This is a genomic window from Bacillus sp. REN16 (assembly GCF_020731355.1).
In the GTDB taxonomy this organism is placed as follows: domain Bacteria; phylum Bacillota; class Bacilli; order Bacillales; family Bacillaceae_L; genus Ferdinandcohnia.
Map to the genome: position 1 here is coordinate 16,921 of NZ_JAJFZK010000005.1, position 12,978 is coordinate 29,898.

A 12,978-nucleotide genomic window follows, 5' to 3' on the forward strand; every position below is an offset into this window, starting at 1 on the left:
GAACCGTCCCCTTGTTCATTGAATTCTAATTACACGACCGTTAAACTTTTCTTTCCAATACCCGGTAGTCATATCAGCAATCGCTACACCCGTAGAGCTTTGAGATCCTAAAAACTTACCTCCACCTATATAAATACCGACATGTCCATCTATCTTATATGTATCAAAGAATACTAAATCACCAAATTGCATGGCACTAGATGGAATTTTAACTCCTTCATTCTTTAATGTATCAGTAGTATTTCCGACATGAATACCTGCTTCGGAAAAAACATGGTTAACGAATCCGGAACAATCAAATCTCCCATTATCTATATCAATTTGATTCCTTCCAGCACCGAATACGTAAACAGAATTACCAATATAGCTATAAGAGTTAATAATTGCCTCAACTAAGCCATCACTTGTATTAGAGGCGGTCCGTGCAAATTGATTAATATATTCAATACTTTCTAAGGTTGATTCTGAATTAATTTCAAATTTACCATCCTGCTCATTTAAGAATTTCTCCTTAATTGCTTCCGCTTCTAGTGCAAGATCTCGATTATTTTTATATAATTCGGCCATGAAATCCAGACTTTCCTGTTCCTTTCGTTCCACGGCTTCTTTTAGAACATCCTGTTGTCTTTTTTGCTCTACTATATTTGCTTGCATTCCTTCGTATTCAATTTTCATAGCAGTTAATCCTTCAAGTTTTTCCTTAACGATAGCTTGCTTGTCTTCTAACTTTTTTAAATCTGACTTCTGCTGCTCTATTAAATTTTTATCTGCTTTCAATAGTGTTGCGACCGCAAATACACGGTCAACAAAGTTACTGAAATTTGATGATCCGACTAAAACATTTACATACTCTACTTTTCCACCATTTCTTTGAAGTGCTCTAGCTCTATTTTGTAATATTTCCAAGCGCTTTTGAATTCCCTCATTCAAGGAATGTATTTCTTTTTCCAGCTTCTTAATCTCTTGATTGTTTTCATTAATATTTGCCTTTGTTTCTTCTATAATTTTATTATTATCTGTAATCGCTTGTTCAAATTGTTGGATTTGTTTATTGAAATGTGCAATATCAGCTTGGATTTTTAAGAGCTCTTGAACGGTTTTTTCAATCTCTGCACGAATACCTTCATGTTCCTCTTTAATTAAGTTGGTACCTTCTTCAAACTCCTTCATTGAGTCCATTATAGATTTTTGTTCATTTTCTGTTGTGGATTTGTTTTCTGTATTCTTAGGTGGTTCTGTTTGATCATTCGTTGATTCAGTAGGAGGATTTTCATGAAGTGGATTTGTTGAAGTTGCAAGAGAAGATTCTATTCCTCCTCTTTGATTTTCAGTTGCTTCTGCAGAAATAACCGGGACAAAAGAAATACTCCCTATACTTACAACAATCATCGTATTTAGAAATATTAGCTTTCTATTCAATACTTTACCTCCAAACATAGGGACGGTTCCGCCGTTTCCCTATTTTTTTACATCTAATGTAAACGTTAAACGAGAATTAACAGTTTTTCAATAAATAGATATCAACAGAAATCTACAAAACGAGTGAAAGTGGTGCTGAACTTTGGGGAAACATAGGGACGGTTCAACTGTTCCCCTATTTTTTACCATTTCTGCTCAATTGTTGTGAAATAAAAATTTTAAAAAAAGTTTTTCAAGAATAGAAGGACTATTGAACTAGACATAGAATAATTATATTGAACTTGTAATCTCGCTATTTGAAATCCCCAATCCTTCTTCTTTTAATTACCAAGCCACACTAAAAACAATCTATTTCCAACACTTTTTAACTTTCTATGATTATTTTTAATATTGGAATAAAGTGACTTGGGGGAATTGTGCTCAGGTTCCAAGTGCGTACAGCATATTCAAGACGTATTCCAGCATTTGTCCGTATGCATGGACAAGCTAAAAGTCCTTTAAAATAGCGGTAGCTGGAGGCAAAGCACACAGTTCCTTATCCTTCATCCCTTAGCTTCGTCGTAAGGTCGAATCCCCGGCTTAGCAGATTTCTTGGCTAACAAAACCATTATTGCACTTGTACTCTCAAACAAATTCCAACCTATTAAAATAGGATATTTGGCCCTATCTATGCTCTATTTGCTATTTCTCTTTTTCTCCAATCGCTAAAACTCAACGGATAAGTACCATGATATTACGGATGAAGGAAGCAAGTACGTTAAGAAGGAAAAAAGCACAAGAAAAGTTTAAACAACAGAATATCTGGAGGTGGACAAATTGCCTCGAAAGGCAAGGTTAATAAGTAAAACAGGAGTCTATCATTTGATGTGGAGGGGAGCGAATCGGCAGGAAATTTTCCATGATGAAGAGGACTGGAGGACCTTCTTGGAGATTCTGAAAAAATATAAAATGATGCTAAATTTGAGATTCTATGCATGGTGTCTAATGAGTAATCATGTTCATTTATTAATAAAGGAGGGGGATGAAAGTATTTCTAGTACGATGAAACGGATTGGTGTGAGTTATGCCGGATATTACAATTGGAAATATAAGACGACTGGACATCTTTTTCAGGATCGGTTCAAAAGCGAGAATGTTGAAGATCGGGGCTATTTGCGAACAGTTGTCAGGTATATACATCAAAACCCTGTAAAGGCAGGGATGGAAACGAGACCGGATGGATGGAAGTGGAGCAGCTGTCGCGGATACTATGGTCACAGCTTTTATCCACAGGGGTTATTGGATCGGTATTTTCTATTAAATATGTTTTCTCCTGACGTCAAAGAAGCTCAGGCATTATTTAAAGAATTTAATGAAAGACAAAACGATGATCAATGTCTGGATGAGATAGTGAATGATAGGGGATTAACAGATCATGAAGCGAGGCTGCAAATTAAGGAATTGCTGGGGGCCATGGAAATTCCGCATGTAAAGAGCTTGCCCAAGGAACTAAGAAAAGAAGTGCTACGAGAGGTAAAAGGAATTAGGGGAATTTCGATGCGCCAGGCTGCGAGGATATTGGGGATATCTTTGAATCTTGTGTTTAGGGCGTGAACAAAAGCGAATAAGGGGGGGGCTTCCAGATTATAGGAGAACGGGAGAACCGTCCCTTTGTTTCCCGATTGTCCCCTTCAAGAACCGTCCCCTTGTTTTACTTTCGAAAATTTGAAAGTTTATGCAGGAAATTAGCACTTTTTGGAGAATATTGTAGTTTACTGCAGTTACAACAGCAATAATGGTGATATCATTATAAGTTTCTTCTTCTTAACGCTCTTTCATGAAAGGGGTTACAAATATGAAAAAGCTGCTTTTCGTTTACTTATTGCTCATTGGTTTGTTTGTGTTATATATCTATAATTACCAGGCGGAGCGCTCAGCGAAACGTGCATGGAATGATAATGAACTAGTCGGGAATACGGATGAAACTTACGTAATGGTCACGTTTTTGTCTGGAATAGACTACTGGAAACGGGCGTTAAAAGGTTTTGAGGATGCAGCGGAGGCTTTAAATGTATCGATTGAATATCGGGGTGCCACGCAATATGACGTTCACGAAGAGGTCACGGTTCTTGAACAGGTGATTGCCAAAAATCCAGCGGGAATTGCCATTTCCACAATGGACCCGCAAGCCTTAAATCCTGTGATTGATAAAGCAGTGGAGGCTGGGATACCAGTTGTGATGTTTGATGCCGATGCCCCGGATAGCAAGGCTTATTCATTTTTAGGTACAGATAATTATAAAGCTGGGGCGGAAGCAGCCCGAAAAATGGCCGAGTTATTGAACAAAAAGGGGAAGGTTGGCGTCATTACACTTCCACATCAATTAAATCATCAGGAACGTACCCAAGGGTTTCAGGATACCATTTTTATGGACTACCCCGATATGGAGATCGTTTCCATCAACGACGGAAGAGGAGATCAGGTGGTATCTGGAGAAGTGGCGGAAACTATGATTGCGGAAAATCCCGACCTTTCGGGAATCTTTGTTACAGAAGCGAATGGCGGAGTTGGAGTCGGACAAGCCATCATTAAGAATAACCTCCAGGATTCGATAAAAGTTATCAGTTTTGATACGGATAAGGGAACACTGGATATGATTAAAGACGGTGTTATCTCTGCTTCAATTGCGCAGGGCACATGGGAGATGGGATACTGGTCCTTGCAATTTTTGTTTCACTTACAGCATGGTTTTTTTGAACAAGAACATAAAGATGCACCATTGCCTCAATATGTAGATACGGGTGTAACCATTGTGACAAAGGAAAATGTTCAATCCTATTACCCGCATTAAACTTCTTAGAATGGATTGGTTCGATTGAAAAATTTTATACAAATTAATAATCTGCCCATTCGATATAAACTAATCTCTCATTTTTTAATCATTAGTGTCATTCCGATTATTTGTTTAGGAATGTTAATAAATTGGACAGTTGGACGTGTTGTGGAAGAGCAGGTAAATAAGAATACATTACAGCTGATTAGTAAAGTGAACGAGTCACTTGAATTTCATTTAACCAACATGCAGCGGATTACCTATTTTATTTCCTATAATAATCGGGTTCAGGAATTTTTTGATACAAAAAATCAAATGCCTGTTCAAGATCAAACGAATGAATTTGAGATTCAACGTTATCTGCGCAATTTTACAACGTTATCGCCTGAAATTGCGGGTATTCTGCTCGTAAATACTTCTGGGAAATATGTCAGTAATGAATTGTATGCACCTGATTCAACGAATTTAACAGAAGAGTCATGGTATAAAGAAGCTATTGAAAACAAAGGAATCTTTAAAATTATTGGTCAGCCGAAGGAACGAAGAATCTCATCATTGGTGAATTATAAAAATAATGAGGTCGTGACTGTAGTTCGTGCTATTATGGATCCGATTACACAGGATGTATTAGGTGTCGTTCTAATTGATTTAAAGGTCAGAACGATTGCTGAAACGCTGGTAGATGTACGTTTAGGAAAGACAGGCTATTTAACGGCGATTGATGATCAGAACCGCGCCATCTATCAACCAGATGACCCATTAATTGAGACAATTCCGAATGAGTGGTTCGAAGGGAAAAAATCAGGGACATTTTCAAAAGAAGTCAATTCACAGAAATTGCAATTCATTTACCAAAAATCACCCTATTCCAACTGGACCGTTATAGGTGTTTTCCCAACAAAGGAAACCATTTATGAAATAAGTGAAATCCAATTTTATTTAGTCGTTTTTGTGTTTATCATTCTATTATTTGGTATAGCAGTATCTTACGTTCTATCAATCTCCATTTCAAAACCAATCGGGCAGTTAATGACATTTATGCGTAAAGCGGAAGGTGGCGAGCTTGGAGTACGTTATATCGAAAAACGAGATGATGAAATTGGCATGCTCGGTCGAAGCTTTAATAAAATGTTAAAACAAATCAATGAGCTGTTGCGTCTTACCGAGCGACATGAAAGACAGAAGCGGGAAGCAGAGTTTCGAAGTTTACAAGCTAATATCAATCCCCATTTTCTCTATAACACGCTTGATACAATTCAATGGATGGCAAGAAAGCAAAAGGCCACTGATATCGCCGAAGTCGTTGAATCATTAGCAAAATTGTTCCGGATTGGGCTAAGTAAAGGAAGGGATATCATCACCCTTGATAAGGAAATCGAACATATCGAAAGCTATTTAAGGATTCAAAAAACGAGATATCGTGAAAAGCTGCTATATCAGATTGATGTGGACGAAGGGCTGGGTTCGTTATATGTTTTAAAATTTATTTTACAGCCACTTATCGAAAATGCAATCTACCATGGAATCAAGGAGCGGCGGGGGCCGGGGCAAATTTTGGTCACTGCACGACAGGATAAAGAGAAATTATTACTTGCTATCCAGGATAATGGGGCCGGGATGTCGGAATCACAGCTGCACGAAATTCGACTAGCCCTTACTGATGCGGTGAGAATAACGGAAAATCAAGGCGAATCGAAGAATCAAAAGGGATATGGAATCTTAAATGTTCAAGCTAGAATTTTACTAGCGTTCGGTCATGAATATGGGATTACGATTGAGAGTTCAGAAAATACAGGTACAAAGATTGAATTGGTATTACCAATATTAGAAAAGGATTTTGGATGGGAAGAGGAGTGGAGGAAACATGCGTAAATGGAAGGTTTTAATTGCAGATGACGAATTTATTATTCGTGATGGCATCCATTCTTCTGTTGATTGGGAGAGATATAATATGGAAGTGGTTGGTGAAGCAGAGGATGGGGAGGAAGCAGTTGAAGTAGCGCTTGAGCATCAGGTTGATATTTTACTCATTGATTTAAATATGCCGATCATGAATGGTCTGGAAGCTATGAAACAGATTAAACAACAATTGCCAGCCTGTAAAATGGTAGTGGTATCGGGTTACGATGAATTCCGTTACGCTCAAGAGGCGCTTCGTTTGAAGGTGGAGGATTACCTATTAAAACCTGTGAATCCAGGAAAGCTGGAAGCAATCATCATGGAACTGCAACGAAAGCTGGATATGGAGGTTAGCCAAAAAGAATTCGTAAAACAGGCCACAATCCAAATTAAAAGGAATCAGACACAGCTCAAAGAGCGATTTTTTCAGGATTGGATGGAAGGTCAGCTAGCGAACGAAGAAATAATGGAACAGCTGCAATTTTTAAACTTGCCTGTAACCACTCCGATTCAATATATCGTAATAAAATGGCCTGACTACCATCTGAATCAAATGTTTATGCAAGAAAATGACCGGCAAATCTATTTATTTGCAATCGAGAATATTGTAAAAGAAATGATAAAATCAAATAAGATCATAGTCTTTTGGGACAGATCGCATTTGCTAAATATCTGCTTATGGGAGCCAATCAATCAGGAGCAAATGACCGAAATAAGGGATGTTGTACAACATTATTTTTCTATCACGATCTATTATCATATGGAAGATATAAAGGAACTGGAATTCACTCATTTATACAAAGTATATGATCGATGTAAAAGAGAAGTGGATAAGCAGATCAAAATTTCTCCAATTGTGAAGGATGCACTTTCCTATATTCGACAGCATTACCAGGATTCCTCTTTAACGTTGGAAAAGGTTGCTGAGGAATTGCATATTACAACGGTCTATTTAAGCCGGATAATGAAACATGAGCTGGGTATTTCTTACGTTGGACTTCTAACCCAAATGCGAATCAATAAAGCTGTTGATTTATTAAAAACAACCGAACTATCCATACGTGATATAGCAGAGGCCGTCGGATATGATTCCCAACACTACTTTAGCACTACTTTTAAAAAAATAGTCGGTGTATCCCCGATGCAATTTAAAAATTGAAAGCACTTTCTGTTGAAAGTGTTTTTTATTGTGTTTATTTAGCATTTATTTCAATCAGTTTAAATTTTTATAAAAAGTGTTTAAAAATATGTAAAGCCTTACATAGGGGGAAATGGTATTTTATAACTAGTCAGATAAACAAAGAAATGGAAGGGGTTACAATGATGAAAAAACTTAGTTTTTTAGTGCTAATTATTAGTTTAGTATTTTCCTTGGTGGCTTGCAGTGGTAATGACAAATCATCCGGATCTGGGAAAGAATCAAAAGATGAATTAATTGGGGTTGCGATGCCTACGAAGTCATCTCAGCGTTGGGTTGATGATGGAAATAACATGGTGAAGCAATTGGAAGAGCTAGGCTACAAAACAGATTTACAGTATGCAGAAGATGATGTAGATAAGCAAATCGAACAGATTGAAAATATGATTGTAAAAGGCGCAAAAGTTCTAGTTGTGGCATCGATTGACGGTACTGCTTTAACAAATGTACTTGACAAAGCAGCTGAACAAGATATCCAAGTAATTGCGTATGACCGTTTAATTATGGAAACGGAAAATGTAAGCTATTATGCAACTTTTGATAACTTCCAGGTAGGTGTGTTACAGGCTACTTATATTGAAGAAGCACTTAAGCTTAAGGATGAAGCTGGTCCATTTAACATTGAATTATTTGGCGGATCACCAGATGACAATAACGCTTATTTCTTCTGGGATGGTGCTTTGTCTGTTCTTAAACCATATATCGACAGTGGTAAATTAGTTGTACAAAGTGGACAAACAGAATTCCAACAAGCTGCAACAATGCGTTGGGATGGAAATACAGCAAAATCTCGGATGGAAAACATTCTAAGTAAATCTTATTCTGGTTCTGAAACAGTAGATGCGGTTCTTTCACCATATGATGGAATCAGCCGTGGAGTTATTCAAGCATTAAAAGGAGTTGGGTATGGTTCTGCTGATCTTCCACTTCCAATTGTAACTGGACAAGATGCAGAGTCTGCTTCTATTAAATCAATTATTGCAGAAGAACAAACTCAAACAGTATTTAAAGATACACGTAATCTTGCTGCTGTTGTTGTAAAGATGATTGAAGCGATTCTTGCTGGAGAAGAAGCAGAAGTGAATGATACTGAAACGTACGATAATGGTAAAAAAGTTGTTCCTTCTTACTTAGTTGAACCTGTATCAGTCGACATTAACAATTACAAGGAATTGTTAATTGATAGCGGCTATTATACAGAAGACGACATTAAATAAGAAAACCAAATTTAGTGGTGATTTCGGTCACCACTAAATTACTTCATTCCATGATTCTTAACGAGGTGGTGAGGGTATGCCTGATTATATTTTAGAAATGCGAAACATCACAAAAACATTTCCTGGAGTTAAAGCTCTCGATAACGTAAATTTGAAGGTTGAAAAAGGCGAAATTCACTCTTTAGTAGGTGAAAATGGCGCTGGTAAATCAACGTTGATGAAGGTATTAAGTGGTGTTTATCCAAGTGGTTCCTATGAAGGCAGCATTTATTTTGAAGGCGAAGAATGTAACTTCAAGGATATTAAGCAAAGTGAACAAATAGGCATTGTCATCATTCATCAAGAGTTGGCATTAAGTCCCTTTTTATCGATTGCCGAAAATATCTTTCTCGGAAATGAGAGACAATCCAAAGCTATTATCAATTGGCAGGATACGTTTTCAGAAGCAATAAAACTATTGGAACGTGTGGGGTTAAAGGAATCACCGAACACAGCTGTTATGGATATTGGGGTTGGAAAACAACAGCTTGTTGAAATTGCCAAAGCCTTATCGAAAAATGTAAAACTATTAATTCTTGATGAACCAACAGCTGCACTTAATGAAACAGATAGTGAAAATCTGTTAAAGCTCCTGCTAGAACTTAAAAAACAAGGAATTACCTCCATTCTAATTTCCCATAAATTAAATGAAGTGTCTAGTATTTCAGATAATATTACGATTTTACGAGATGGGCAAACCATTGAAACGTTTGAAGCCGATGGTGGAAAGGCGACAGAGGATCGTATTATTAAGGGAATGGTAGGACGCGAGTTGACAAGCCGCTATCCCGAGCGGGTACCTGCTATTGGGGAAACGATTTTTGAAGTGGAAAATTGGAATGTGTATCATCCTCTACAACGTGACCGAAAAGTCATAGACAATGTGAACATTCATATTCGACGTGGGGAAATCGTTGGATTAGCAGGTTTAATGGGTGCAGGCAGAACAGAACTGGCAATGAGTATTTTTGGTAAAACCTATGGTAAAAAAATTACAGGCTTGTTGTACAAAAACGGGGAAGAAATCCAAATAAATACGGTAAGTGAAGCAATTGAGCATGGCGTTGCTTATGTTTCAGAGGACCGAAAAACATATGGATTAAATTTAATCGATGATATCAAACGGAATATAACTCTGTCTAATCTCAAGCGAATTTCGAATAATACGGTAATTGATGAAAATAAGGAATTCCGGGAAGCGCAGCTTTTACGGGAAAGATTGAACATAAAAACACCAACATTGGGTCAACTCGCGGGTAATTTAAGCGGTGGAAATCAGCAAAAAATTGTTTTAAGCAAGTGGATTTTTACCGAGCCGGATATATTGATATTGGACGAACCGACCCGGGGAATCGATGTTGGAGCAAAGTTTGAAATTTACTCACTCATACATGAACTTGCGGCTGAAGGAATGGGTGTACTTGTTATCTCCTCTGAACTACCTGAAGTGTTAGGACTTTCAGACCGAATTTATGTCATGAATGAAGGCCGGATAACGGGTGAACTTGACCGCGCAGAAGCGAATCAGGAGAGCGTAATGCGCTATATGACGGGAACTGGAGGGACTAAACGTGCAAACAATAATTAATTTATTTCGCAACAATATCCGAGAATATGGAATGATCATTGCACTGGTGTTCATTGCCGGACTATTTTGGATCCTAACGGATGGTATTTCATTTAGTTCACTAAACTTAACCAACCTAATCCTTCAAAATGGATTTATCCTCGTCTTGGCGATTGGAATGGTCTTAGTCATCATTACGGGGCATATCGATTTATCTGTTGGTTCTGTTGTAGCAATCGTCGGTGCTATTGCCGGCGTACTGATGATCAATCATAATGTGCCAGTTTGGTTGGCGATAGTTCTATCCCTTGTTATTGGTGCAATAATCGGGGTTTGGCAAGGATTTTGGATTGCATATATGGGGCTACCATCCTTTATTGTAACACTAGCGAGTATGTTAATTTTCCGTGGATTAACCCTGTACCTGCTTGATGGAAAATCGCTTGCACCTTTTCCTGATTCATTTGGAATGCTAAGTGGAGGCTTTTTACCTGCGATTGGATCAGGGGAATTACACTTACTAACTATTCTTTTATCTATTATTCTATCGTTATCCTTAATTTATTTGGAATTTAAAAATCGTAAAAGGCAGTTATCTTATAGCTATGAGGTTAGTCCTTTATGGCTCTCTTTAACAAAGCTTGCATTGCTCGTCTTGGTTATTAACTGGTTTGCATATCAATTGGCGTTAAACAAGGGGATTCCAGTGGTGTTAATCATTGTTATTATTCTCATCGTTGTCTACACATTTGTGATGAAAAACACAGTTATGGGCCGTCACATTTATGCAACGGGTGGTAACCAAAAAGCAGCTGACCTATCCGGGATTAAAACAAAGCGTGTTGTATTCTGGGTATTCGTGAACAACGGTGTCATTGCAGCTTTGGCTGGATTGATGTTTGCATCCCGCCTTAACTCCGCTACACCTGCAGCCGGTAACATGCTTGAACTCGATGCAATTGCTGCGGTATTTATTGGTGGAGCGTCAATGGCTGGTGGCGTTGGTACCGTCATTGGAGCCATTATTGGTGGACTTGTCATGGGTATCATGAACAATGGTATGTCCCTAATCGGTGTCGGAATCGACTGGCAACAAGCCATCAAAGGCCTAGTATTATTACTTGCAGTCGGATTCGATATCTACAATAAGAATCGCGCTGGGAAGTAAACATGGAATAAACATGGGTAAACATGGGGACGGTTCCGCCGTTCCCCTATTTTTTTCCATTGTTGCTTTATTTAATGAACTAGTAACCTCGCTGTTTTGAATTCCCTTTTCCATCTTCTTTTTTATCACCAATCCAAATACCGAAGCACACTAAAAATAATTTATTTCCAACTCTTTTTATGACAATAAAAAATTCTAGTATGGTGTAAAGGGACTTGAGTGAATTGTATTAGGTTTAAGTTTAGAATTTATCGAGGTTTAGTATATTCATAGAAACCTCCGCAATGTCATTTGCATGTACAATCTAAGCTAGCCTTTGAAATTGCAGTAGTTGGAGATACAATCCACAGATATTTATCTATATTCCCTCATCGCAGTGTTGAATCCCTACCAAAGTGGATTTCTTGATTACCCCAACCATTAATACACTTTTACTCCCAAACACATTCAATCCTATCGAAATCGAGTATCTGGGCCCTATTTACGCTTAAATTGCTCTTTCTCTTTCTCTTTCTTCAATTTCTAAAACTCTACGGATAAGTACCATGATATTACAGATGGAGGAAGTAAGTGAGATAGTGAATGATAGGGGATTAACAGATGAAGAAGCGAGGCTGCGGGGGATATCTTTGAATCTTGTATTTAAGGCTTGATCAATGGAGGATCAAGGGGTACTATTCCATTTTATAGGGAAACGGGAGAACCGTCCCTCTGTTTTCTCTCTGTTTTCCGAAAATATTATCAATTTTTAATTTTCACTATTGCCAACTTGTTTATGTGGTGCTAAAATAGTGATACACTAATAGTTATTTAAGTACACTATTAGTGTACAGATTAGGCGGTGTTTTAATTGAGTCAGAAAATAATGGATGGCATTGGAATTCAGTCACTTGAAAACGCATTCTCAATTTTGGAGGAGGTGAAGAAAGAGAATCAGCCTTTGACGCTTACTGAACTATCTCAAAGGGTTGGTATGCCAAAAAATAATTTAAAAAAGTACCTTGTAAGCTTTGTGAATATTGGTGTATTAAATTTTGATGATGTGAAAAAAACATACAATTTCGGATCCAAATTAATTGAACTTGGCTTAAACGCTTTGAATCGACTGGATATTTCATCAATAATAGACTCTTATATGCTAAAAATTAAGGATGAATTTAATCAATCATCAGTGTTGGCTATTTGGACCGAAAAGGGTCCAATGATTTCAAAATATCAAAGCAGTGGAAGATCAATTAATGTGGAAATTGAAATTGGATATTATCCATCTTTTCTTGGAAGTTCAGTCGGAAAATGTTTTGCGGCATATCTTCCTGCAGAACTTACAAAAGATCTAATGGATCAGGAAATAGAGAATTATGATTTGAAGAAGGAAAACGTCCTTGAGGAGTTATATCAAATTAAGAAAGACGGTTTTTCTACCAGGGATGATTATTTTGGTGATTTACCCGGAAGTAATTCGATATCCTGCCCGATTTTTGATCATTCAGGGAAAATGATTGCTGCTATTGGTTTAATTGGGTTTTCCAATGAGTTAATTACTGATACCGATTTAGCATTAAGAATGAGGGAAATAGCAGAACAGGTTTCCTCACAGCTTGCATACCAAGCGTAAAGAGGAGGCATAGTTCTGCATTAAAATAAATTTAGGTTAATTAT

9 protein-coding genes are annotated in these 12,978 nt (G+C 37.5%); 8 read left to right on the forward strand and 1 reads right to left on the reverse strand.

What is annotated here, in order from left to right; genetic code table 11:
• Positions 1 to 15: 15 nt before the first annotated feature.
• Positions 16 to 1,419, reverse strand: coding sequence for a coiled-coil domain-containing protein (locus tag LKW28_RS07525; RefSeq protein ID WP_229139747.1), 1,404 nt, complete (start codon positions 1,417 to 1,419; stop codon positions 16 to 18).
• Positions 1,420 to 2,226: 807 nt separating this feature from the next.
• Here LKW28_RS07525 and LKW28_RS07530 point away from each other — a divergent pair.
• The 8 genes from LKW28_RS07530 to LKW28_RS07565 all read left to right on the forward strand — a co-directional run bounded on the left by LKW28_RS07530 (position 2,227) and on the right by LKW28_RS07565 (position 12,934).
• On the forward strand, positions 2,227 to 3,012 hold the full coding sequence (locus tag LKW28_RS07530; RefSeq protein WP_229139748.1) for a transposase: 786 nt from the start codon (positions 2,227 to 2,229) through the stop codon (positions 3,010 to 3,012).
• A 241-nt stretch (positions 3,013 to 3,253) separates the two neighbouring features.
• Positions 3,254 to 4,249, forward strand: coding sequence for a substrate-binding domain-containing protein (locus LKW28_RS07535; RefSeq protein WP_229139749.1), 996 nt, complete (start codon positions 3,254 to 3,256; stop codon positions 4,247 to 4,249).
• A 24-nt stretch (positions 4,250 to 4,273) separates the two neighbouring features.
• Positions 4,274 to 6,103, forward strand: coding sequence for a cache domain-containing sensor histidine kinase (locus tag LKW28_RS07540; protein ID WP_229139750.1), 1,830 nt, complete (start codon positions 4,274 to 4,276; stop codon positions 6,101 to 6,103).
• Positions 6,096 to 7,289, forward strand: coding sequence for a response regulator transcription factor (locus LKW28_RS07545; protein WP_229139751.1), 1,194 nt, complete (start codon positions 6,096 to 6,098; stop codon positions 7,287 to 7,289). Before LKW28_RS07540 ends, LKW28_RS07545 begins: the two co-directional genes overlap by 8 nt.
• 164 nt (positions 7,290 to 7,453) lie before the next feature.
• Positions 7,454 to 8,545, forward strand: a complete 1,092-nt coding sequence (gene chvE, locus LKW28_RS07550; RefSeq protein WP_229139752.1) for a multiple monosaccharide ABC transporter substrate-binding protein — start codon at positions 7,454 to 7,456, stop codon at positions 8,543 to 8,545.
• Positions 8,546 to 8,621: 76 nt separating this feature from the next.
• Positions 8,622 to 10,172: a multiple monosaccharide ABC transporter ATP-binding protein gene (gene mmsA / locus LKW28_RS07555; protein WP_229139753.1), complete on the forward strand. Its 1,551-nt coding sequence runs from the start codon at positions 8,622 to 8,624 to the stop codon at positions 10,170 to 10,172.
• The gene (gene mmsB, locus LKW28_RS07560) at positions 10,156 to 11,319 is read left to right on the forward strand and encodes a multiple monosaccharide ABC transporter permease (protein ID WP_324255019.1); all 1,164 of its coding nucleotides are present in this window, start codon (positions 10,156 to 10,158) and stop codon (positions 11,317 to 11,319) included. The genes mmsA and mmsB overlap by 17 nt, the downstream gene beginning before the upstream one ends.
• Positions 11,320 to 12,169: 850 nt before the next feature.
• Positions 12,170 to 12,934, forward strand: a complete 765-nt coding sequence (locus LKW28_RS07565) for an IclR family transcriptional regulator (protein ID WP_229139754.1) — start codon at positions 12,170 to 12,172, stop codon at positions 12,932 to 12,934.
• Positions 12,935 to 12,978 lie beyond the last annotated feature (44 nt).